This window comes from Acidaminobacter sp., assembly GCF_030247605.1.
Classification (GTDB): domain Bacteria; phylum Bacillota; class Clostridia; order Peptostreptococcales; family Acidaminobacteraceae; genus Acidaminobacter.
On the sequence record NZ_JAOTSB010000018.1, the window covers coordinates 19,542 to 42,101 of the forward strand.

The window sequence follows — 22,560 nt, forward strand, 5'->3', positions numbered from 1 at the left end:
TCCTGGGATAATTAATTGTTGACCAATGCATAGCCTTCAATGAGGGCTGAGCGGTTGAGGTCAATGGTGCCCTTTGGAACGCGGGCGAGGACTGCGCCTTCAACTTGCTCTCTGGTCAGAACGTCAATCAGTTCAGTGAGTACGCCGATGGCGACAATATTAGCAACAATGCCTTTGCCGAGCTTGTCTGTCGCCGTGCTGATGATTGGAAGGCTGTAAATCTTGCCAGCCTTCAGATCCGCAGGAAGCGTGATGGAGTCGTCAACGACGACAATACCATTTGGATTGATGCCTTTGATATACTTGTCGCAAGCGTCTTGTGTAAGGGCCAGGAACAAGTTGAGATCCTGAACCTTAGGGAAGTCGATCTCAGCGTCGCTGATGATGACTTCAGCCTTGGAAGCGCCGCCGCGGGCTTCAGGGCCGTAGCTTTGTGTCTGAATGGCATTGAGGCCGGAGTTGATGGCCGCCTCCGCCAGAATGATTCCTGCCAGGATCAGGCCTTGTCCGCCGGATCCGGAGAGTCTGAGTTCAAATTGGTTTCCCATGACAATTACTCCTTCCTCAAGCGGTCTACGATTTTTTGGTACTCAGCCGAGTATTCAGGCAGCTGCGTGTTGTGCTTGAACTCGCCCATCAGGAACTTGCCCTGGAGCTGTTCCGGCGTCATACGCTCAGCGGCTTTGACGTCGACGAAGGACTCTTTGAGGAAGTTCATCATAGCGACAGCAGAGCCTTTTTTGTTCTTACGGCCGTAGTAAGTCGGGCAGACGGAAATCGCTTCAACGAGGGAGAACCCTTCGTGTGCAATCGCTTTCTGGATGTAGTTCGTCATTTGAGTCGCGTGGAACGCTGTAGTTCTGGCAGCGTAAGTTGCGCCGGCAGCAGCAGCGAGGTTCGCGATGTCAAACGGACGGTCGATGTTGCCGTAAGGCGCGGTGGTGCCAAAATCGCCATGCGGCGTCGTTGGTGAGTACTGACCGCCGGTCATGCCGTAGATGTTGTTGTTAAAGACGATCGTCGTGATGCCGATGTTTCTTCTGGCAGCATGGATCAAGTGGTTGCCGCCTATAGCAGACGCGTCGCCGTCACCGGAGATGACGATGACTTTCATGTCAGGCTTCGCAAGCTTGATGCCTGTAGCAAACGCGAGCGCACGGCCATGGGTCGTGTGAAGCGTGTTGAAGTCCATGTAGCCAGGGGCTCTGGAAGAGCAGCCAATACCCGATACAATTGTGACCTTGTCTTTGTCAAGACCGAGGTTTTCAATGGCGCGGATGATGGAGTGCATGATGATGCCGTGGCCGCAACCCGGGCACCAGATATGCGGAAGGCGCGAGTCGCGCATATACTTGCTGACAAGTTCGCTGTTCTTCACTTATAAAACCTCCTTGACTTTTTTCACGATATCTGAAGGTACAAAGACATCGCCATCAGCACGTCCGAGGAAGTGAAGCTCAGCTTCCGATTTGACGACGCGCTCGACTTCCAGCATCAGCTGGCCAAGGTTGTGCTCAACGACGAGAACTTTATTGACTTGCTTGGCGCGGGCGAGGGTCGCCTCTACCGGATACGGCCAGATGGTGATAGGTCGCAGCATGCCGACTTTGATGCCTTCAGCGCGAAGCTTGTTGATGGCATTTTTTGCAGTTCTCGCTGTAGAACCGTAAGCCACGATCATGATTTCAGCGTCATCCATGAGGTACTCGTCATAAGAGATCAGGTCCTCGAGGTTGTCCGTGATTTTAGCCATGAGGCGGTTGATTTTAACGCCAGCCTTGACGGTGCTGTTCGTTGGGAAGCCCATGTCGTCGTGGAAGAGGCCGGTGATGTGGTAACGGTAGCCTTCACCGAAGCCAGCCATACGAGGCACGAGGTCGCCTTCGCGAACGCCGTAAGGAATGTAATCTTCACCTTCAACCGGCTTTAAGCGGTCAAAGATCTCAAGCTCGTCCGCGTTCGGGATCTCAATGCGCTCGCGCATGTGACCGACGACTTCGTCCGGCATGAGGATGACAGGTGTTCTATATTTTTCAGCAAGATTAAAGGCGCGAACTGTTTCGTAGTACATTTCAGTGACGGACTGCGGTGAAATGGCGATGACCGGATGGTCGCCGTGAGTACCCCACATAGCCTGCATGACGTCGCCCTGACCAGGTGACGTAGGAAGACCTGTAGACGGGCCGCCGCGCATGACGTTGACGATGACGAGCGGAATCTCAGCAAGCGCCGCGTAGCCAATGTTTTCCTGCTTCAGTGAGAAACCGGGACCACTTGTAGCCGTCATGGATTTGAAGCCGGCGATGCTTCCGCCGATCGCTGCAGCAATACCTGCAATCTCATCTTCCATTTGGATGAATTTACCGCCGACTTCAGGGAGCTTTTCCGCTGAGCCCTCAGCAATTTCTGTGGACGGTGTGATTGGATAGCCGGCGAAGAACTTCATGCCGGCAGCGAGTGCGCCAGCGACGCAAGCTTCATTGCCCTGCATGAGTTTGACGATGCGTTTACTCATTGTCTATACCTCCCAAAAAAATGGCGAAATCCGGGCAGCGCAGTTCACACTGACCGCACTTGATGCAGTTCTCACGATCATTCATGTTCACTTTGCCATTATCGTCGAATCCGAGGACTTTTTTAGGGCAGAACGCGATACAGATGCCGCAACCTTTACACCAATTTTTGTTGATCTTGATTTCCAGTTGCTCTTTACTCTTGCTCAAGTCAACGACCTCCTTAAGAATAACTACATTTCAATGATAACACATAGTCACAATTTTGCAAGATAGATTTCATCTTATTATGAAATCTTTCACAAAATCGCAAGTTGACGTGCATAAAGTATAATTGTGCGTGTGTATTTTGGTATACAAAAAGAGATTCTGCCGATGGTCACATCTTCTATCCCCTTCTCCAATCTGGGTTCGGGCGGGATGCTCACTGTGGTTTGGTGGTGGCGGGAAACCATCGGCTCAAAAAAGGAAAAAAACGCGTTTGTTTGTTTATTCATTAACAAACAATTGAACGCGTTTTTATTCATTATTTAGCCTACTCCAGTTTAAATTGATCGCTGTCTATCAGCGGCTCGTGGAAGTCGTTGAAATTGAAGCGGATAGGCGTGAGGCTCACCCGGTTCCGGGAAATGGCGTAGACATCCGTGTCGATCTGATCCGGCGGGATCAGGAGGTCGCCGGCGATCCAGTAGTACTCCCCGCCTCGGGGGCTGGTGCGGCGCTGGACGGAATTTTCGTAGACCATTTTTCCGAGCTTGCAGTAGGAAATGCCTTCGTAATCATCTGCCGGCGGGAAGTTGATGTTGACGGCGTTATAGTCCCATTTGAAGGCGGACAGCAAGGTTTCGAGGTTGTCGCGGATAAATTCGGCGGCTTTACGAAAACCGGATTCTGCGCCGGAATAATGGGAAATGGCGAAACTCGGGATGCCGTGGAAGCTGCCTTCCAGCGCGGCAGCGACCGTGCCGGAATAAATGACGTCGATGCCCAGGTTAGGGCCGTTGTTGATGCCGGAGAGGACCAGGTCGAACTTGACCTCTTCAAACTTGGCGAGACCAATTTTGACGCAGTCCGCTGGAGTGCCGTTGATGGCCCACTCTGCTGAGCTTCCCGGATAGAGGTGGGTCCGGCGGGCGTGGACGATGTCGTGCATGGTCAGCGCGTGACTCTTGGCGCTCTGCTGATACTCCGGCGCAGCGATATAGACTTGGTGATGGGGTATGAGGGCTTCGGCGAGGGCTTTCAGACCGGCGGCCTGGATGCCGTCGTCGTTGCTGATGAAGATGTTCATAGAGGGATCACTGCCTTTCAGGGTGTGACTGTTTAGGTTGTTAAAGCTGGACGGGGGCTTTTTTAGCGCTGTTGCAGCCTTGGCAGCCTCTGTCGAAGAACGGGTCGATTTCGAGGGCGAGGCGGTCCTTAACCTCCGGATCTGCTTCAAAGCCAAAGCGGGTCAGGTAGCCCGAGATTTCGGTATTGTTGTCAGCATAAACCCAGCCGAAGCCGCGGTTGAGCATGTAGAACATAATGGCTCTCAGGAGACCATCGGCAAACTTTTTGTTTCTGAGGGCAGGCGTCATATAGAGGTGGCGGATGGTGGGATCCAGAATGACGAGCTCCGCGGTGACAAAGCCGAGGACCTTTTCCTTTTCCCGTGCGACGACAACTTCGAGGTTTTGAGGGAAATTCGCAGGGACGGTGATCCCCTCTTCCTCTATGAATTTCTGAAGATCTGCGAAATCTTCTTTTTCAGCGGTTTTTAAAAGCATCATGATAGTCAGGCTCCTTTGTGTTTTGAAATTTTCGAACGGTTTTGATGGTAGGTGACAGGCGCCAGTTTGAAGTGAGTGTCTGACACTGAGTTGAAGTGAGTGTCTGACACTGAGTTGAAGTGAGTGTCTGACACTGAGTTGAAGTGAGTGTCTGACACTGAAATCGTTTCGGTGCCAGAGCTTGCGAGAATGTTTCTCAATAAATGTCGTTATTTAAGAGCTTTCAACGCTGCTACTTCTTCCGGGGTCAGGTGGCGCCAGGCTCCGGACTTTAAATCTCCGAGTTCCAGCGGACCTATGGACAGGCGGCGAAGGCGTTTGACATTGGCACTGAGCGCTTCGACCATTCTGCGGATCTGACGGTTCTTTCCTTCGCGGATCCCCACAATCAGCCCTTTGCCCTTCTGTCTTTCGACGAAAGCCGGCTGAGTGACGTAGTCCCCAATATCAACGCCGTCACGCAGCTTTGCAAGCTCGGTATCCGTCAGTAAGCGATCAGTCTCAACGTAGTAGCGCTTTTCGAATTCATGGCTCGGGTGGGTCAGGAGGTGGGTTAGGGCGCCGTCATCGGTTAAGAGGATCAGGCCTTCGGAGTCATAGTCCAGTCGGCCAACGGGATAAACCCGGCGGTCAATCCGGACCAGATCCAGTGCGGTGGGCCGGCCAAAGTTGTCCTTGACGGAGGTGATGTAGCCCGTGGGCTTGTTGAGCATCACGTAGACGTGATCGGCGGCTGTCTGGATCAGGGTGCCATCGACTTCAACCCGGTCACTCTCGGGTGAAATGGAGGTGCCAAGCTCGCGGACAACCTCACCGTTGACCTTGACCCTGCCGTCGAGGATCATCCCCTCCGCACTTCTGCGGGAGGCGACGCCGCAGTGGGCCATATATTTCTGAAGCCGCATCATTGTCTTCGAATCGGTTGTAGTGGTCATAGTGTTTCGTCCCTTTCGTAGGGGATGGTAACGTCATCCTCTTCGGACAAAGCGCTCTGTTCAGCTGCAGTCGTTTCTGAAACCGATCCGTCCGACCCATCCAACCCATCCGAACCATCCGTTTCATCCGCTTCACGGGCCTCAAGCAGGTTGATCAGACGCTCGGCGCCGTCAAAGGTCGTGAGATCCGGAAGCTCTTCCAGGGACCTCAGACCAAAAGTTCTGAGAAACTCGTCCGTCGTGCCGTAAAGCATCGGTCGGCCAATCTTCTCCAGCCTGCCCTTTTCTTCAATAAGCCCGCGCTCGATCAAAATCTGCAGGGGCTTGTCCGACTTGACGCCCCGGGTGTAATCGATCTCCGACCGGGTCACAGGCTGTTTGTAGGCGATAATGGCGAGTGTCTCCAGCGTCGCCGGGGACAAGCCTCTGGATTTAGTGGTCTTCATGACGCGCTCGATAAAGTCTGCATTTTCCGGTGCGCTGGCCATCTGAACGGCGTCGCGGATGAACAGCAGGCGCATCCCCCGCTCCCCGGACTCGTATTCCTTGCGCAGGGTTTCCAGCAGTTCCACGGTCCAGCTCATGGGTAGATCCAGGGCTGCCGCCAGCCGGTCGATTGCCACAGGCTCGCCGCTGACAAACAGAATGGATTCTATGGCGCTTCGGTAGGAACGTTCTTCCATCAGTCGGTCTCCCCTTCTTCATCGTAGTGGTCTTCTTTGTGGTTTTTGTTTTGGTTATCGCCGCGGGCTTGTGGGTTTTGGACCTGGGAACCATCGGCAGCGGTATTGGTGTCTTGGGACTGAGACGTCTCATACCAGTGCTCCAGCAGGGACTCCTGAATCAATTCCTCTTCAGTTTCCGATGGTTCCCTGCGCCGAATCAGGATGCCGCTGAACATCTCGTCCTGAACCACACGAACGCGCTTCAGCTTCAAAAGCTCAAGAAGGGCCAGAAACGTGGTTACAACGACGTTGCGGGTTGCGCCGCCCTCGAACAGGGCTTCAAAGGAAATGTCGTTCACTTCCTTGAGGCGGGCCGTCAGCGCCTTGATGGCGTCCTCCACGGCGTAGGGCTCACGGTTCAGGGTAGAGAAAAAATGCTCTCTGTGGGTATCGGTGCGATCCAGTTTGGTGAGCACCCGTTTTAGGGCTTCTGTGAGAAGGTCAATCTCGGTAGGCTCGTTGAGGGTTTCCGGATTCTGAGGGAGGATTTCAGAGAGATCTGAGGCCTCCCGAGTGAAATAAGCGCCGTCCTGCAGCTCGAGGCCACTGAGGAGCCTTGCGGCTTCCTTGTAGCGCTTGTACTCGACGAGTTTGGTGACGAGCTCCGTACGCGGGTCCTCGGCCACATCCCAGGCTTCGAAAATGCCCGCTTCACGGTCCGGCAGCAGCATCATGGACTTGATCTCAAGGAGCGTGGCGGCCATGACCAGGAATTCGCCGGCAATGTCGACGCGTGCCGTTTCCATATGGATCAGGTAGTCGAGGTACTGGGTGCAGAGGGTGGCCACAGGGATATCGTAGATATCGATTTCGTTGTCCTGGATCAGGTGGAGCAGGAGGTCCATAGGGCCTTCGAAGGCATCCAGCTTGACGGAGTAGGCGGCATTGCCGGATGGGGATGGTGAATGGGATTCGGGTTGGGTTGGGTGATCATCGGCATCTGGTTGGTCTTTTGGGGGTGTTGCAAGTTCGGGTTTATGTGGAAGGACCTCGTGGAGGTTCAGTTGCTGGGCCAGGGCGTCTGGGGACGTGGTGTTCAGTGCGCGGGCCGCATTTTTGAGTTTGCGGGGCAGCGAGCACTGTCGGAAGCGCTCTGCGAAGTCCGGGGAGGTTTGGGAAAAATAACCGAACAGGTGACTCGCCTTGTCGTCACCGCAGAGACCGGGGGCGTGCTCGACGACCCGGGCAAAGGCTATGGCCTGGATCAGGGCCTCAGAGGTTGGTGCTGTGTTGTCCTCTGTTGTGATCAGAAGACCTAGGTCGAGCATCAAGCGAACAGCCTCTTCGCAGTGGCCGTCACTGAAGTTGAGGAACAGCTCGCGCATAATGCGGTCATTGGTCAGGGTTTTCAGTACACCCGCTTCTATGGCTTCTTTCATTTGTTTTTCTGTTGTGTCCACCGGGGTCAGACCTACTCGGGCCATGTAGCGGACCGCGCGGTACAGACGGGTGGGATCGTCGTAAAAGCTCTGGTCATGAAGGACTCTAAGGGCTTGGGCTTTCAAGTCGTCGAGGCCTTTTAGGGGATCCAGCAGCTGGATCAGGATCGTGCGGGTGGTGCTTAAGTCGCATGTTTCAGGGTCCACATAGTCCAGGAGTTCCAGCTCGAGGGCCATGGCATTGACGGTGAAGTCCCGGCGTTTCAGGTCGTCCTCAATGGTGCCCGGCGTGACTGTGGGAAGCTGGCCAGGAGCTTCATAGCGTTCGCTGCGGGCGGTGATCAGATCGATCTCCCCTGTGTCCAGGATGCCTGAGGCGGTCATGAAGCGGTCGTAGTACTGCCAGTCAATGTTAGTGAGGCGGTCGGTTAGTTTGGTGATCTCGCCTTCTATCACCACGTCCAGGTCGCGGACGTCGCTGCCTAGAATCAGGTCACGGACAGCACCGCCGACGAGGAAGACTCTGAGGGTGGCGTTTGGAGTTTCGGATTTATAATCTTCAGCTGCGAGCAGAAGCTGGGTCAAAATGCCGTCGTGGGCGCGATTCAGTGCGTTGACCCTGTCTTCAAGGTGCGCAATGAGTTCTTCCAGCGGCAGTGCCAGCAGCGATTGAGTTTGAGTGATTAGGTCGGTCACCGGGACCCCTCCTTCTTTAACTCAATTATTATAACAAAAAGCCTGCCTTGGTCATAGTGCGGGGCTGGAAATTTTGCTTGACGCGGTGTTGGGGTTGTCGGGGTACATCATGGAGAAAGTGGATTAGGTTGTATGCAATGTAGTTTACTTTCTGTGGGATGTACTCTAAAACTTTGAAATATTTGCGACCATCGGCACAAATTTAGGTTATTGTCATTAATTTTCGATATTTATTGACAAAATTTCGAGCTTGATTTTGTGAACTTTTACAAATAGTCAGACTTTTAATTTTGTGATACATTTGTAACCAGCAACAGATCAAAGTGCCTGCACGCAGTCCGGAAACCATGGGTTCGCCAGACTGACGGCATTGAGACGCTGCGAAACAATAGCGCACTACATACCAGACACCACAACTTCATACACGTAGGCAATCGTGAAGATGAATCGCATTCAAGCTTCATACGGCCGGCAGTCAGGGGTTTACAAACCTCTGTTTGCCGGCCTTTTTTATTTCACAAGGAGGGATTCAACCTTAATTTTTTCAGGCGGCGCTACTCACCTACTTTTTGAGGAGGAACACACATGAGAGTCAAGCAAACTTCTGAAATCCTTTACAAGATCAATGACAAACCACCTATGCACATCAGCCTCGTCCTTGCGTTTCAGCACATTCTGGCAGCCTTCGGCGGGATCGTGGCCGTGCCGCTCGTCATCTCCGGCGTTCTGGGCGTCAACACCGCAGACACAGCTTACCTGGTCAGCGCGGCGATCTTCATGGCCGGCGTCACCACTTGGATTCAGGCCCGCGGCATCTGGAAAATCGGCGCGAAAGTGCCATGCGTCATGGGTACGGACTTTACGTTTGTGGGACCTTCCATCGCGGTTGGCTCCATGCTGGGGCTTCCAGGCATCTTCGGTGCCACGGTGCTCGGCTCCTTCATTGAAATCATCCTTAGCCGTTTTATTAAGCCCCTCAGAAAATTTTTCCCGCCGATTGTCACCGGTACCGTCGTCGCACTCATCGGGCTGACGCTCCTTCCTGTCTCCATTGACTGGGCAGCAGGCGGCTACGGCGCGGCGGACTATGGCAGTGTCCTCAACATTTCGATTGCTATGGCAGTGCTGGTCATCACAGTCCTCCTCAACCGCTATGGCAAAGGCTTCATCAGCTCTGCCTCCGTCATTATTGGCCTCGTCTTTGGCTACATCATCTGCTGGCCACTCGGTCTTCTCAATATGCAAGCCGTTGCGGACGCTTCTTTGTTCGCCATTCCAACGCCGCTCAAGTTCGGCATTACGTTCAGTATGGCTGCCGTGATCCCCTTCATCACCGCTTACCTCGTGACGACCATTGAAACGGTGGGATGTCTGATGGCCGTGGGTGAAGCTGCGGAGCAAGAGTTGACGGATGAACAACTATCGGCAGGGATTCTGGCGGATGGTGTGGGCAGCTTCCTCGCCGGTTTCTTCAACGCAGGTCCGAACACCTCCTTCAGCCAGAACGTCGGCCTGATCCCAATGACCAAAGTCGCCAGCCGCCACGTGGTTTCCCTGGCGGGCATTGTGCTGGTGCTCCTCGGCATCTTCCCAAAAGTCGGCGCGCTGATCGCGATCATCCCGAACCCGGTTCTGGGCGGCGCTGGCATCATCATGTTCGGCATGGTGGCATCCGCGGGCATCAAAACCCTGAAGGATGTGCCGCTCAACAACCGCAACATGATCATAATCGCGGTTTCCATTGGTCTGGGCCTTGGCGTCACGGTGCGTCCGGAGTTCCTCAGCCAGCTCCCTGACTTCGTCAAGAGCCTCTTCTCCTCCGGCATCAGCGCGGGCACCATCACGGCGCTCCTCCTCAACATCTTCCTCAAAGAAGAGGTCGAAGAGCAAGACTCTGCCGATGGTCACGACTACAACACCCAGGAAGCAAATCAAATCGCGTAGGTGTTGAGGATTGGTTTAAAACGATAATTATTAAAGGTAAACGCCTGAAGCCCCCTTTCGCGCCCGCGAAAGGCTGCTTCAGGCGTTTCTTCTTGGAAGCGTCTCCCACCGAAATTTTTGCCAATGATTACAAACGGTTTGAGATGGAAGGAGGTCTCTCTGACACCAATTTCCGTTTTGGCTGTAATTTGAGCCCACGCCCTCTCTGTGAAGTCGTTACATTGTTTGGGCATTGACATTGTGATAAAATTTACAAAGATAAATGGACTCTGAAAACAGGCTTCGAGGCGCATTGGCAAAATTTTGAGTTTGTGACGTGGACAACTTCAGAGTTGGTGACTCGGACAACTTTCAATCCGGTGCCAGAGCATGCGTGAATAGTTCTCAATTAGGTTATCAGTTGCTGTGTCCCTGTCTTTCTACGCCACCGCAAGAAAGGAAATCGCCTATGACTAAGCGTTTCAATAGATTGAGGTTTTCTATCTCTGTCCTTTTCTCATTGATCTTTGCATTGCTCTTTGCCCTGGGATGGAGCTGTCTCCCCGCTTTTGCGACTGCACCGGATACGGAGGTGGATGAAGGGACCATCGGCAGCGCACCGTCCTATACGCATTCCCAGCCGGGCCTGACAGAGCTCGTTCTGCAGCTGCGCTGGGACCACCAGTTCCAGTTCGCCGGCTATTACGCCGCCCAGTGGATGGGCTACTATGAAGAGGAAGGCCTGAATGTCGACATTCGATCTGCTTTCACGGCACAGAGTCCGGACATCCTGGATGCTGCCCTTGAGGTCGAGGAAGGACGCGCGGACTTTGGCGTGGGTGCCGCGAACCTCATGATGGCACAGGACGACGGCATGGATCTGATCCTTGTGGCCTCCATCTTTCAGCGCAGCGCTGTCGAATACGTCACCTTGCTGGAAGACCGCGGCAACACCGTGTTCGACCTGTCCCAGCTGCATATCGCCAGAAGGCCGGGGGATCTTCTGGACCTGGAGCTTCAGGCTCTCCTCGCGAGTGAGGGCATTGCGCCCTATGCCACCCGAACCACGGACATCACCAGGGACTTCACCCTGGAGGACCTGATCAACAAAACCTTTGACGTCGTTCCAGACTTCCTTGGACAGATTCCCTACGCCGCAGAAAAGGCCGGCGTTCCCGTTAAGGTGATCCGGCCGGCGGAGCACGGCATTGATTTTTATGGGGACACGCTTTTTACATCAGGGAAACTTGCCCGGAGCAATCCGGAGCTCGTTGAGCGGTTCCGGCGCGCGAGCATCAAGGGCTGGTTTTATGCTCTGGAGCATCCCATGGAGATCTCGGAGCTGATCGTGACGCGGCTGGCAGCCCCGGACGCGGCCCCGGAGAGGCAAGCCGCCCTCCTCGACTTCAACCTTTACCAGGCCGGGAAGGTCCTGGAGCTGACCCACTATCCCATTGTCGAGGTCGGCAACATCAACCCCTTCCGGTGGATTAAAATGGCAGAGGCCATGAAGAGCCTGGGCATGATTGAGGAAGTGCCGGACCTGGACGCCATGATCTTTGACTACGATCAGGTCAAGATGACTCAGCTTGAAAACACCCGTAAAAACCTGGCCTATGCCTTTCTGATCCTGACTGCCCTAATTACCTTTTTTTTCGTCGTTTACCTCAAGCGCCGCAATACCCTCCTCCTGAAGGAGATCGACGACCGCCAGCTCGCCGAGCGGCAGCTGGTCCTCAGCAACGCGCGTTATGAAACCATTTTCCGCAGCTCCGTTCTGGGGATCACTGTGACGGATTCGGAGGGCAACATCCGCCATGTGAACGACGCCTGGTGCAGCATGACCGGGTACACAGCGGATGAGCTTAGCGGCATGAATATCAACCAGCTGATCGCAGCCGACAGCAGGGACCTGGACGCCGGCCTGCACCGCGACCTTATGGAAGGCCGCATTTCCAGCTATTCCATGGAGAAAAAGTATCTCCGAAAGCCAGATCCCCAAAATCCTGACCAGGAAGACCACTTCCACGGCCGCATGGTTCTCACCTGCATCTGGGATTCCGGCGCTGACGCCATGCTCAATATGAGTATGGTGACGGACATCACCAAGGAAGTGAGAGATGCCCAGGCGGTGCGCCGGGCGGAAGAGCGCTTTCGGAAGATCATTGGTCAAGTCGCTCAGGAAATAGGCGGTTCAGCCGTGTCCCTCGTGGGAAGTCCGGTGGCCGGCGAGCTGTCCATGAATCTGGAGGAGATCAACCTCGAGCTGGAGCGGCTCTTTACCCGGGAGCTGGAGGAAAACCGGCGCAAGGACGCGCTGATTCGCTATCAGGGCCGCATGGCGGCCATGGGCGAGATGATTGGCAGCATAGCCCACCAGTGGCGCCAGCCCCTGCACACCCTGCGCCTGGTCCTCATGAACCTCAGGGATCCCGGGAACGATCCGGATTACGTGGAGTCCTGCTACCTCAAGGCGAACGCGCTGATCCGCCGCATGTCGGAGACCATTGACGACTTCCGGTATTTCTCAAATCCCCGAACTGAGCCCCGCGCCTTCACTGTGGCGGAGTCGGTGCGGCTGGTGCAGGGCCTGGTGGACGAGCAGCTGCGCGTGTCCGGCATCACCCTTTCGACCGAGAATTTAGAGAGCCTTCAGCCGATGGTCGGTTTCGACAACCAATTCTCCCACGTTCTCTTCAACCTGATCTCCAACGCTATAGATGCCCTGAAGCACAACCCGCCCGGGAAGCCGCGTACCATCCGCGTCGCTGGGGAACAGCGTGAGATGTTGCTGACCGTGCGCATTGAGGACTCAGGACCGGGGATACCGTCAACAGATGCGGACAGCGTTTTTGAAATGTACTATACGACCAAAGAAGCCCAGGGCGGAACCGGACTTGGATTGCCTATGGCCAGATCCATCATAGAAACCGCTTTTGGCGGACGCCTCACCCTGGTGCCTGCTGAAGCCGGCTGTGCGTTTGAAATTGAGGTACCGGTTAGTGGAAAGGTTGGTGAATGAGGATGAATGTCGAAAGAAAGACTGATGTTAGTGAAGCCGGTGTGCCCGGGAGCCCGGAAGCGCCGAGACCTGAGGCGCTCCTGAACACCCTGCGCCTGCTTTATGTGGAGGACGACCAGGAAGCCTTGGAAGAGCTGGCGCATTTTCTCAAGAAACGCGTCGCCTCCCTGGCGGTGGCTTCCAATGGCTTGGAAGCTTTGGAGCTGTGCAGGCGCCAGACTTTTGATGTCATCCTGTGCGACCTATGGATGCCCAAGATGGACGGCTTCACGCTGATTCAGACCCTTCGTGAAGAAGCCGTTTTGACTCCAGTCATCATCACCTCCGCGTTCTCGGACCTGGAAACGGTGCTGAAAGCGATTGATCTGGGCATAGTCAAGTACTGCGTCAAGCCTATAGAAGCCGATGAACTCCTGGACAGCCTCTGCCGAATAGCCCAGGACAAGCTGTCTTCTTCCGGGGAAGCTACAGGCCGACTGATGGACCGTCAGCAGCGCCTTGAAGCCGAAAAGGCTTTGAAAAGCGCTTTCGCCCATTTACTGAAGTCGCTGACGGGCAAAGGCCCCAGAGAAGTACACGTCTCACTGGGCGCCCATGATTTGGAAATCTGGGCGACGGAAGTCCAGTCGCCTTTTGAGACCTCACTGCTGGGGCTCAAGGAGCATTCAGGCGTCGTGCCCTATCTCAGGAAGTCCTTGTATACGGGCTATCAGCAACGTTTTGAAGCGCTGATAGCGGATCACCTGAAGGTGTCCGCTTCTTTGGAAGAGGTAAGGGTCGTGATTGAAGAAAATACCGATTGGCTGGTGTTTAAGCTGAGAGGGTGATTTTATGGATGGGGAAACTTCAAGTGAGTGACAGTCACCAAAGTTGAGTGAGTGACAGTCACCGAAGTAGAGTGAGTGTCAGACACCGAAGTAGAGTGAGTGTCAGACACCAACCCAAAACTAGTGCCAGAGCTTCACACAATTCTCGAACAATTTATTGGTGAGTCATCCAACACCACGCACACAAGCAAAAAACCGCCAAAAAGAGGCGGTTTTTTGCTTGAATTTTTCAATTTTCTCAACCACGCAAATTGCGCAGCATCCTCAAATAAGTGTCTTCGTCAATGTCGCCTTTAGCATACCTGTTCTTCAGCGTCGCCTCGGCATTGTATTTTGAATCGTTGTAGCCTAATCCCGACAAGCCGGTCTGAAAAACAGTCTGTCTGCCTGAAGTGTCATTGCCTTTTAACGCGAGATAAATAACATAGCCAATTATACCCCAAAAGATGATCATCATGATCGATCCCTCCCTTATTCTCCTTTTAGTTTAGCAAAATGGTGTGGAGGTTTAATGGAGGTGGGTGAAAAACGCACTGGTTGTAAGTTGCTCTGGCGCTCCCCCCGCAATTGCAAAACAAGCACGCTCCTATACTTACAAAAAAACGGACAGGAGATGTCTCGATTCTGCAACCGAGACGCCCCTGTCCGTTTCCTTTTTATCTCTTCAAGTTTCAGCAAGCCCTAAAACGGCGCAAACCCCTGATCCGCCCACCAGGTATTCTGGAGTTTATCATACTCCTTGGAGAACATATCCAGGTGGACCTGCTCCCATTTGGCCAGAGTGCCGAACAGCGAGCGAGCCGCAGTGATCTCAGAGCGCTTGGCAGCATTCTCATAAAATTCTACAGACATGCGCTCCATTTGGATGCCAATGCCAAAGACGGAAACGGCCAGGCTCGCGCTGGTTCTGTCGAGATTTTCCCACTGAAAGATATTTGGACTTGGCGGATTATCCATCATGGAAAGCTTGATGACGTCTTCTTCGCTGTCTCTAACCTTCTCAAACAGCTCTTTCAGCCACTCAATGTGCTTTCTTTCTTCCTCTGCCAAAGTCGAAAAAGCTTCTTTGACAGCAGGATCTGTGGTTTTTTCGTGGGCCATTTTGTAAAACTCATAGCCTTCAAGCTCGTTGATGATTGCCGTTTGAATGATTTTAAGCTCCTGATCCTTCAAAGTTGAACCCTCCCTATGGTGTATGATCTATAAACAAATTAATTCCAACTATTTCTTTTTCTTAGATAACCTTACCTTTTATCTTATTGCTTTATGACCCTATTACCTCACTACCTCACTACCCCACTACCTCACTACCCACTGCCTCAGTACCTCACAACCCCATCCTTGCTCACCACAGCGTGAATCAGCTTCGGTACGGTTACGTCCTCCTCCTGGATCTGATAAGCCCCCAGAAGTCTCTCCCTGGCCTCCTCCAGCCGCGCGTCGCTGTTGGTGTGGAGATAAGCCAGGACCTCGCCCTGCTTCACCGCGTCCCCGACCTTTTTGACCAGCACTATGCCGGCGCCGTGGTCAATAACGCTGTCCAGGGTCTCGCGACCCGCACCTAAAATAGTGGCGCTGATGCCGACCTCATCAGATTGTATATGGGCAATGTGCCCCCCGCGCACAGACAGAACCGGCTCAATGATCCGGGCCCCCGGAAGCGTCTCCGGCGCGTCAATCTGTGACACCTCGCCGTGCTGGGCAGCCACAAAAGCCTTCAGCTTCTCGTAAGCCGCACCGCTGCGCAGGGCATCCAGGACAAGTTCTGAGCCTTCCTCCGGAGATTTGGCCTTACCGCCCAGGTACACCATCATGCCGCCAAGTCTCAGGCAAAGTTCACGCAAATCCTGCGGCCCCTCTCCCCTCAGCGTCGCAATGGCTTCCTTGACTTCCAAGGCATTCCCTATCGCATAGCCCAGCGGCTGATCCATCCCGGTGACCACTGCAATGACTTCCCTGCCCATACCATCGCCAATATCCACCATAATCTGCCCCAGCTCAATAGCGCCGTCCACGGTTTTCACAAAGGCGCCGCTGCCCACTTTGACGTCCAGGACAATGGCGTCACTGCCCGCCGCAAGCTTCTTGCTCATGACACTGGCCGCAATCAGGCTGACGTTGTCAACTGTCGCGGTGACGTCCCGCAGTCCGTAAAGCTTTTTATCCGCCGGCGCAATGTTCTTCGACTGGCCAATAACTGCCAGCCCCACCTCATTGACCTGTCGGATAAAGTCATCTGAAGACACCTCGACCATCAGGCCGGAGATGGACTCCAGCTTGTCCAGCGTGCCCCCCGTGTGACCGAGCCCCCTGCCGGACATCTTGGCAACCGGCACGCCGCAAGCCGCGACCATCGGCCCAAGAAGGATCGTGGTCTTGTCCCCTACGCCGCCGGTGGAATGCTTATCCACCTTGATGCCGGCAATGCTGGAGAGGTCCACCGTATCCCCGGAATGCATGACGGCCTCGGTGAGATCTACCGTTTCGCGGCGATCCATTTTATTGAGGAAAATGGCCATCAGAAGCGCCGAAACCTGGTAATCCGGAATTTGGCCATTGGTGTAGCCCTCGACGAAAAACCGGATTTCCTCCCTGGTCAGCGTCCCGCCGTCGCGCTTTTTGTGAATGATGTCATACATGCGCATGGTTAATCCTCCTTGCTACTTACTTCAGTATCGGTACCACAGCCTTAACCAATGCTGTAAACGTTGATTTTACACGCTCCGCGGTCTCGACAACCTCGCTGTGATGCAGCGGCTGATCCAGAATGCCGGCAGCCATGTTGGTAATACAGGAAATTCCTACCGTTTTTATACCGCAGTGATTGGCAACGAGCGCCTCCGGCACCGTGGACATGCCCACCGCGTCCGCGCCAATAATCCGGGCCATGCGCACCTCTGCCGGCGTCTCGTAGGACGGCCCCGGCGACATGGCGTAGACCCCCCGCTGGAGGCGAATCCCCATGGACTTTGCCAGGGCGCGGATCTCGGCATTCAAGGCCCTGTCATAGACCTCTGACGCATCCGGGAACCTCGGCCCAAACCGCTCATCATTTGGCCCAATCAGCGGATTGTGGCCGGACAGGTTCAAATGGTCCTCAATCAGCATCAAGTCCCCCGGCTCGTACCCGGTGTTGACCCCGCCTGCCGCATTCGTCAGCAGCAGGTGCGTCACACCCAGCAGCTTCATGACGTAAACCGGCATGGCCACCGACCCAATGTCGTAGCCCTCGTAATAATGGAACCGCCCCTGCATGGCAATGACGCTGCGCCCTTCAAATTCCCCAATGACGAACCGCCCGGCGTGGCCCTCCACCGTCGAAACCGGGAAGCCCTCCAGTGTGTCGTAAGGGACGTAGACCGGGTTCGAGATTTCGTCCGCCAGTCCCCCGAGTCCGCTGCCCAGAATCAGACCCACTTCCGGCGCCTTGCTGATCTTACCCCTCAGCGCCTCCGCCGCAGCGGTCATCACGTCGTATGTCAGTTTCACAAAAAATCCCCCTCATAAAAAGTTCAAAAACTTTTTTTTAGCCGATGGTCACCCAAAAGCCCCCATCCCATTACGCCCTAAAGATCTCCCCGGCAAAGCTGCGTCCGTGATCCATGGGGGTCAGACCCAGAAGCTCAGCGGTCGTCTGCGCAATATCGGCAAAAGTCTCGCGTGTCCCTAAGGACACCCCTTCTTTGACATAATGCCCCGCCACAAGGAGCGGCACATATTCCCTGGTGTGATCCGAACCCTTGAAGCCCGGATCATTGCCGTGGTCGGCAATCAGGATTAAGAGATCGTCCGACCTCATGGTGTTCATGAGTTCAGGAAGTCGTTGATCAAAAGCCTCCAGAGCCAGTCGGTAACCCTCAGCATCTCTTCGGTGGCCAAACTTTGCGTCGAAATCCACCAGATTTGTGAAGAGGATGCCGGTCGAGTCCGTTTTCAAGTAGTCCAGCGTCTTGTCCACCCCATCCATGTTGTCCTTGGTGTGAACCTCCTCTGTGATGCCCTGGCCGTTAAAAATGTCGTAGATTTTACCCACCGCCTGAACGTCATAACCCGCCTCTTTGGCCTTGTCCAGTACTGTAGGTTCAAAAGGGTTTATGGAGTAATCCCGGCGGTTGGAGGTTCTGGTGAAGGCGCCGGGCGTCCCAATAAATGGCCGCGCGATAACCCGCGCCACCTGATCCTTGCCCCTCAAAATTTCTCTGGCAATGTCGCACATGCGGTAGAGCTCGTCCAGTCCCACGACTTCCTCGTGAGCGGCGATCTGAAAGACGCTGTCCGCGGAGGTGTAGACTATGGGATTGCCGGTTTCCATGTGCTCCTTGCCATAGGTTTCTATGACCTCGGTGCCGGAAGCCGGCTTGTTGCACAGTGCTTTACGTCCGGTCTGACTTTCGAAGGCGTCGATGATGTGGGGCGGGAAACCATCGGGATAAGTCTGGAAGGGCTCTGAAATCTTTAAGCCGGTAATTTCCCAATGGCCGGTTGTGGTATCCTTGCCGTTCGAAATCTCGCTCATGCGGCCATATGCACCGCGCGGCGCTTCCGTCCTGGGAACATAATCAATGCCCTCAATGTGCCCCAGGCCCAGCTGTACCAGATTAGGCAGATTCACGGTCGACCCTGAGCTCAGAATACTTCTCAGGGTATTCGCCCCGCTGTCGCCAAACTCAGCTGCGTCCGGCAGCTCGCCTATGCCAACGCTGTCCAGGACGAAAAGAATCACCCGCTTAATGGGTCCCGGCGGGACAGGCTTATTGGTCTTCGCAGAATTAGTCATCTAAACAAATCACCTCATTTTGAGATTGAACCATTTGGTGTTAACTGGACACTTTTAATCATACCCATAAAACGTCGAATGAAGACTTGAAACTGCAAAAAAATGATGCCGATGGTGGCGGGAATGGGGGTGACAAGCGCTGGCTGGAGACACACCTTTCCACGCAGCCCCTATCTCCACCCCTTTTTCTTCTTCCATTAAAAAAGACCCGCACACCGCGCGGGCCTTAAGTCTCAATCTCGATCTCATAATCTTAATTTTTACATATGCTTAATTCCAAAGTCAAAGACTACGACTTCCTCGCATTCTTCCTCGCGGTGTTCGCCATATCCTGCTTGACGGCGGTATACAGGTGCGTCGTCGTCAGATCCGAATGGCCCAGCATCTCCTTGACCGCCTTGAGCTCCACACCGCTTTCGATCATGTGGACAGCGAACGAGTGTCTCAGCGTATGCGGCGTGATGGTCTTTTTGATGCCCGCCTGCTCTGTGTACTTCTTGATCAGCTTCCAAAAGCCTTGACGCGTCAGACGCTGTCCGGCGTTGTTGACGAAAGCGGATTCATCACAAATTACACCCCGGCGACAGATTTTCTCGCGGCCGACTTTCAAATAATGCTCAAGGGCTTCAATGGAGGATTTCCCAATAGGGACCACCCGTACTGAATTTCCGGTGCTGCAGCGTATGTAACCCAGGCTGAGATTGATGTCCTCAATATTCAGGGACACGAGCTCAGACACCCTGAGGCCGGTCGAATACAAGACTTCAAGCATGGCTTTGTCTCTGAGGCCAATTGGAGAATGATCCGACGGTTCTGCCAGCAGCCGTTCAACCTCATCTACCGTCATAATTTCCGGGAGCTTCTTCTCAAATTTGGGACGCTTCAGCTTTTTTGCCTGATTGTGCTCCACAATCTTCTGATCTTGTAGATAGTCAAAAAAGGTGCGCAGCGTCGCCAAAACACGTGACTGTGTTGCAGCGGACTTGCCCATCTGATCCAGATGCTGAATGAAGGTCTGCATGTCGTGGGTTCTGACCTCGGAGATTTCACTTACGCCTTTGGTCTCAAGATAGTCCACCATGTCCCTAAGGTCACGGGTGTAGGCTTCCAGAGTATTGCGGGAAAGTTGCCGTTCGTTTTCAATATGATGGATAAAGTGCTGAACATATTTTTTCATAGCTACCCCTCAGACCTGTCGCTGACGGCGACGAATTGGATAAAGCGACATAGTGTGTATGACATAAAATTTTTTGCTGTGTTGGGCAGTCTAAAGCTGCCCAGATGCAAATGACGGGATCATAATACTTCAATTTCCGGATGTTTGAAGGGGTTGATGCCTTGGTTCCTTTTCAGAACCTGTCTATGTGCTGCACAAAACCTAAAGTTAAGAAACTAAACAAACCTTTATAAAACGTTTTAGCGTACTATACCAGTATAGCCCTCAAAACCGTCGAGTTCAATAGCCCAGGCGCTTTTTCCCCGGATATTTGATCACAGTGAACTACCGTACGCCCTTTAACTGCTGGCCTCGTGATTGACCTCATTTCGAACATGGTGGGCAATATAGGCAATAAATTCGCCATTGGTGATCCTGCCCTCGCTGAGTGGCATATTCAAATTGAAGAAATTGGCGAACAGCTCTTTGGAGCCACGCTGGAAAGTCAGCTCCACCGCGTTTCGGATCGAGCGCTCCACTCTCTGAGAGGTAGAATCGTGCCGCTTCGCAATGCCGGGATACAATGTCTTCGTAATTTTCATAAGATGGCTCTCGTCCTCATAGACCATGGCCACCGCGTCGCGGAGATAGACAAAGCCTTTGATGTGAGGCGGCACCCCAAGCATTTGCAGAACCTCGGTGATGACGCGCTGCACTGCGAAATCATCTCCTGGCGAAGCCGCTGGTGTGACAGAGAGGTTCTTTGACTCTTCCTGGATGATTTGCTCCAGACGTTCAATGAGAAGGTCAAAATCAATAGGCTTGACCATGTAATATTTTGCACCAAGACCAATTGCCTGGCTGGTCAGTGAATCCTGACCTATGGCAGAAAGAATGATGATTTTAGGGTGATAATCTTTGACCCCGGACTGGTTAAACCGCTCCAGAACCCCAAGGCCATCCAGCATAGGCATGATCATATCCAGAATGACAAGATCAGGCCGCATGGAGAGCATCAGTTCGAGCGCTTTCTCACCATTATTGGCCTCACCAATAACCTCAAAAGTATCGCTGAATTCAATCCTGTCTTTCAGAAGTTCGATGAAATTTTGATTGTCGTCTACCAAGAGGACTTTAACTTTTTCTGTCATACGCGCCAGGACTCCTTTTAAGGTTCATTAAGCAAGGATCTTGCGTGTTCAAGTGCGGTCTCGTTGATTTCGCCGCCGCCAATCATGCGCGCGATCTCTTCCACGCGGCGATCGCCAGAGGCGCTCAGAACTTCTGTATAAGTACGATCCTGATCGACTCTTTTTTCTATAACAAGATGACAGCTGCCCTTAGAGGCAATTTGAGGCAAATGGGTCACCAGAATCACCTGGTTGTCATCCGCGATCTGAACCAGCTTTTCAGCCACACGGGACGCCGTTCTGCCGCTGATGCCGGAATCGATTTCGTCAAATATCTGAGTGCTGGCATAGCGGGCGCGGCGGTTGATGAGCTTCACCGCCAGCATGATGCGGGACAACTCGCCGCCGGAAACAATTTTCCTGAGCTCCTTCATAGGCTCCCCCGGATTGGTGGAGATCAGCCACTGGATGTGAGCACTGCCCTCAAGCCTGACAGAAGTCCCTTCAACCACAGTGAGCGCCTGCTTAAGGCCTTCAAAGCCCAGACTGGAGAGTTCTTTATGGAGAACTGCGGCGAAACGGTTGGCAACCTCCTGACGGGCCTCTGAAAGTACTTTGTCCTGCCGATGGTAGGCTGCCAGCGCCTTGTCAAGTCGTCCGATGATCTCTTCTTTTTCTTCTGTATAGCTTGCCAGGGACTCAAGCTCTTTTTTCATAGACTTATAATGTGCCAGAATATCCGGAATCGTTCCGCCGTATTTACGTCTCAAATCGAAGATCAACGCCATTCGCGCTTCAATTTTCGCGATTTCGTGTTCATCTGGCTGATCTGAGGCATCAAAGCTGCCTACAAGGTCATGAATGGCACTTTCCAAAGTCAGATACCCTTCCTCCAGCTGATCCGCCAAAGTGCCCCAGCGGTGCTGAAGCTGGGAAAGTTCAGAAAGCTGACGGCGCGTCTTTGAGATCTGGCTTAAATAACCGTCTTCAGATAGAGCATCTGCCTCAATCTGGGAAACCAAGGCTGCAATGCGTTCAAAATGCTTAAGTGCGCTGTAAGTCTCTTCAAGGGTTTCTTCTTCGCCGTCTTTCAAAGCAGCGTCATCCAGTTCATCCAGCTGAAACTGGAGAAAATCCATGCGCCGGGCCACTTCAGCAGGATCCATGGCAAACTTTTCAAGGCTTTCCTCGAGGGCAAACACCGCTTTGGCAGCGGAAGCCACCTCGTTCAAAGGTGTACTCAGCTCTTTGTGACCAAATTCATCAATGAGTCCCAGATAGTTGGAAGGCGTGAGCAGCATCTGATGTTCGTGCTGGCCGGAAATATCCACCAGACCAGCCGCCAGCTCTCTGACTACAGCGGCGGGCACCATGCGCGCGCCAAGTCTGTAGACCGACTTTCCGGAATCAGTGATTTCTCTGGAAAGAAAGAGATCCCCTTCCTCAAGGCTGTAGCCCAGGGACTTGATTTGTTCAGCAAAGCCCTCAGAGCGCACCTCAAACACACCTTCCAGAAGGAGCTTGTCAGCTCCGGTTCTGAGAAAGTCACGTCCTCCTTTGCCGCCAAGCAAAAGTCCAATCGCTTCAAAAATCATGGATTTGCCGGAACCGGTTTCGCCCGTAATGACATTTAAGCCTTCGCCAAAGTTGACGGAGGCTTGTTCTATGATCAAAAAATTTTCCAGATAGAGCTGTTTCAGCATCT

20 protein-coding genes are annotated in these 22,560 nt (G+C 53.6%); 3 read left to right on the plus strand and 17 right to left on the minus strand.

Annotated features, from left to right (window positions below; genetic code table 11):
• Positions 1-11: 11 nt before the first annotated feature.
• The 9 genes from OEL90_RS09530 to OEL90_RS09570 form a co-directional block, all read right to left on the minus strand.
• Complete coding sequence (locus OEL90_RS09530; RefSeq protein ID WP_291401355.1) at positions 12-548, minus strand: 2-oxoacid:acceptor oxidoreductase family protein; 537 nt, start codon at positions 546-548, stop codon at positions 12-14.
• A 5-nt stretch (positions 549-553) separates the two neighbouring features.
• Positions 554-1,378: a thiamine pyrophosphate-dependent enzyme gene (locus OEL90_RS09535; RefSeq protein ID WP_330583718.1), complete on the minus strand. Its 825-nt coding sequence runs from the start codon at positions 1,376-1,378 to the stop codon at positions 554-556.
• On the minus strand, positions 1,379-2,515 hold the full coding sequence (locus tag OEL90_RS09540) for a 2-oxoacid:acceptor oxidoreductase subunit alpha (RefSeq protein ID WP_300688203.1): 1,137 nt from the start codon (positions 2,513-2,515) through the stop codon (positions 1,379-1,381).
• A complete protein-coding gene (locus OEL90_RS09545; RefSeq protein WP_291401351.1) occupies positions 2,508-2,723 on the minus strand; it encodes a 4Fe-4S dicluster domain-containing protein in 216 nt (71 codons plus the stop codon). The genes OEL90_RS09540 and OEL90_RS09545 overlap by 8 nt, the downstream gene beginning before the upstream one ends.
• Before the next feature lie 325 nt (positions 2,724-3,048).
• The gene (gene surE, locus OEL90_RS09550; protein ID WP_300688207.1) at positions 3,049-3,804 is read right to left on the minus strand and encodes a 5'/3'-nucleotidase SurE; all 756 of its coding nucleotides are present in this window, start codon (positions 3,802-3,804) and stop codon (positions 3,049-3,051) included.
• A 40-nt stretch (positions 3,805-3,844) separates the two neighbouring features.
• Positions 3,845-4,285 (minus strand): GNAT family N-acetyltransferase, encoded by a 441-nt coding sequence (locus tag OEL90_RS09555; protein ID WP_291401349.1) that lies wholly within the window; start codon positions 4,283-4,285, stop codon positions 3,845-3,847.
• A 209-nt stretch (positions 4,286-4,494) separates the two neighbouring features.
• A complete protein-coding gene (locus tag OEL90_RS09560) occupies positions 4,495-5,220 on the minus strand; it encodes a pseudouridine synthase (RefSeq protein ID WP_300688209.1) in 726 nt (241 codons plus the stop codon).
• Positions 5,217-5,903 (minus strand): SMC-Scp complex subunit ScpB, encoded by a 687-nt coding sequence (gene scpB / locus OEL90_RS09565; protein WP_300688212.1) that lies wholly within the window; start codon positions 5,901-5,903, stop codon positions 5,217-5,219. The genes OEL90_RS09560 and scpB overlap by 4 nt, the downstream gene beginning before the upstream one ends.
• Complete coding sequence (locus tag OEL90_RS09570; protein WP_300688215.1) at positions 5,903-8,020, minus strand: segregation/condensation protein A; 2,118 nt, start codon at positions 8,018-8,020, stop codon at positions 5,903-5,905. Before OEL90_RS09570 ends, scpB begins: the two co-directional genes overlap by 1 nt.
• Before the next feature lie 585 nt (positions 8,021-8,605).
• On the opposite strand from OEL90_RS09570, the gene OEL90_RS09575 reads away from it, so the two are divergent.
• The 3 genes from OEL90_RS09575 (at position 8,606) to OEL90_RS09585 (ending at position 13,792) form a co-directional block, all read left to right on the plus strand.
• The gene (locus tag OEL90_RS09575; RefSeq protein WP_300688218.1) at positions 8,606-9,964 is read left to right on the plus strand and encodes a nucleobase:cation symporter-2 family protein; all 1,359 of its coding nucleotides are present in this window, start codon (positions 8,606-8,608) and stop codon (positions 9,962-9,964) included.
• A 448-nt stretch (positions 9,965-10,412) separates the two neighbouring features.
• Positions 10,413-12,965, plus strand: coding sequence for an ABC transporter substrate-binding protein (locus OEL90_RS09580; RefSeq protein WP_300688221.1), 2,553 nt, complete (start codon positions 10,413-10,415; stop codon positions 12,963-12,965).
• Between the two features lie 2 nt (positions 12,966-12,967).
• Positions 12,968-13,792 carry a Na-translocating system protein MpsC family protein gene (locus tag OEL90_RS09585; protein ID WP_300688222.1) on the plus strand — a complete coding sequence of 275 codons (825 nt, stop codon included), beginning with the start codon at positions 12,968-12,970 and terminating at the stop codon, positions 13,790-13,792.
• A 238-nt stretch (positions 13,793-14,030) separates the two neighbouring features.
• Here OEL90_RS09585 and OEL90_RS09590 read toward each other — a convergent pair whose 3' ends face one another.
• From OEL90_RS09590 to recN, 8 genes are all read right to left on the minus strand, one after another.
• A complete protein-coding gene (locus tag OEL90_RS09590; protein ID WP_291401332.1) occupies positions 14,031-14,249 on the minus strand; it encodes an SHOCT domain-containing protein in 219 nt (72 codons plus the stop codon).
• A 224-nt stretch (positions 14,250-14,473) separates the two neighbouring features.
• Positions 14,474-14,965 (minus strand): ferritin-like domain-containing protein, encoded by a 492-nt coding sequence (locus OEL90_RS09595; protein WP_291401330.1) that lies wholly within the window; start codon positions 14,963-14,965, stop codon positions 14,474-14,476.
• A 146-nt stretch (positions 14,966-15,111) separates the two neighbouring features.
• Positions 15,112-16,437, minus strand: a complete 1,326-nt coding sequence (locus OEL90_RS09600; protein ID WP_291401328.1) for a pyrimidine-nucleoside phosphorylase — start codon at positions 16,435-16,437, stop codon at positions 15,112-15,114.
• A gap of 19 nt (positions 16,438-16,456) precedes the next feature.
• Positions 16,457-17,281: a purine-nucleoside phosphorylase gene (locus tag OEL90_RS09605; RefSeq protein ID WP_291401326.1), complete on the minus strand. Its 825-nt coding sequence runs from the start codon at positions 17,279-17,281 to the stop codon at positions 16,457-16,459.
• Between the two features lie 70 nt (positions 17,282-17,351).
• Entirely contained in the window at positions 17,352-18,569 is a 1,218-nt protein-coding gene (locus tag OEL90_RS09610; protein WP_291401324.1) for a phosphopentomutase, read from the minus strand.
• 289 nt (positions 18,570-18,858) lie between these two features.
• Positions 18,859-19,746, minus strand: a complete 888-nt coding sequence (gene xerA, locus OEL90_RS09615) for a site-specific tyrosine recombinase/integron integrase (RefSeq protein WP_291401322.1) — start codon at positions 19,744-19,746, stop codon at positions 18,859-18,861.
• A gap of 338 nt (positions 19,747-20,084) precedes the next feature.
• A complete protein-coding gene (gene spo0A / locus OEL90_RS09620) occupies positions 20,085-20,876 on the minus strand; it encodes a sporulation transcription factor Spo0A (protein ID WP_300688233.1) in 792 nt (263 codons plus the stop codon).
• A gap of 17 nt (positions 20,877-20,893) precedes the next feature.
• Complete coding sequence (gene recN, locus OEL90_RS09625; protein ID WP_300688236.1) at positions 20,894-22,558, minus strand: DNA repair protein RecN; 1,665 nt, start codon at positions 22,556-22,558, stop codon at positions 20,894-20,896.
• Positions 22,559-22,560 lie beyond the last annotated feature (2 nt).

Excerpts from the sequence above, each read along its gene's own strand:
- OEL90_RS09585 (WP_300688222.1), top strand. The coding sequence starts at position 12,968 with ATGAATGTCGAAAGAAAGACTGATGTTAGTGAAGCCGGTGTGCCCGGG.
- OEL90_RS09560 (WP_300688209.1), bottom strand. The coding sequence starts at position 5,220 with ATGACCACTACAACCGATTCGAAGACAATGATGCGGCTTCAGAAATAT.
- recN (WP_300688236.1), bottom strand. The coding sequence starts at position 22,558 with ATGCTGAAACAGCTCTATCTGGAAAATTTTTTGATCATAGAACAAGCC.
- OEL90_RS09600 (WP_291401328.1), bottom strand. The coding sequence starts at position 16,437 with ATGCGCATGTATGACATCATTCACAAAAAGCGCGACGGCGGGACGCTG.
- OEL90_RS09590 (WP_291401332.1), bottom strand. The coding sequence starts at position 14,249 with ATGATGATCATCTTTTGGGGTATAATTGGCTATGTTATTTATCTCGCG.
- OEL90_RS09540 (WP_300688203.1), bottom strand. The coding sequence starts at position 2,515 with ATGAGTAAACGCATCGTCAAACTCATGCAGGGCAATGAAGCTTGCGTC.
- OEL90_RS09575 (WP_300688218.1), top strand. The coding sequence starts at position 8,606 with ATGAGAGTCAAGCAAACTTCTGAAATCCTTTACAAGATCAATGACAAA.
- xerA (WP_291401322.1), bottom strand. The coding sequence starts at position 19,746 with ATGAAAAAATATGTTCAGCACTTTATCCATCATATTGAAAACGAACGG.
- OEL90_RS09530 (WP_291401355.1), bottom strand. The coding sequence starts at position 548 with ATGGGAAACCAATTTGAACTCAGACTCTCCGGATCCGGCGGACAAGGC.
- OEL90_RS09580 (WP_300688221.1), top strand. The coding sequence starts at position 10,413 with ATGACTAAGCGTTTCAATAGATTGAGGTTTTCTATCTCTGTCCTTTTC.
- OEL90_RS09610 (WP_291401324.1), bottom strand. The coding sequence starts at position 18,569 with ATGACTAATTCTGCGAAGACCAATAAGCCTGTCCCGCCGGGACCCATT.
- surE (WP_300688207.1), bottom strand. The coding sequence starts at position 3,804 with ATGAACATCTTCATCAGCAACGACGACGGCATCCAGGCCGCCGGTCTG.
- scpB (WP_300688212.1), bottom strand. The coding sequence starts at position 5,903 with ATGGAAGAACGTTCCTACCGAAGCGCCATAGAATCCATTCTGTTTGTC.
- OEL90_RS09555 (WP_291401349.1), bottom strand. The coding sequence starts at position 4,285 with ATGATGCTTTTAAAAACCGCTGAAAAAGAAGATTTCGCAGATCTTCAG.
- spo0A (WP_300688233.1), bottom strand. The coding sequence starts at position 20,876 with ATGACAGAAAAAGTTAAAGTCCTCTTGGTAGACGACAATCAAAATTTC.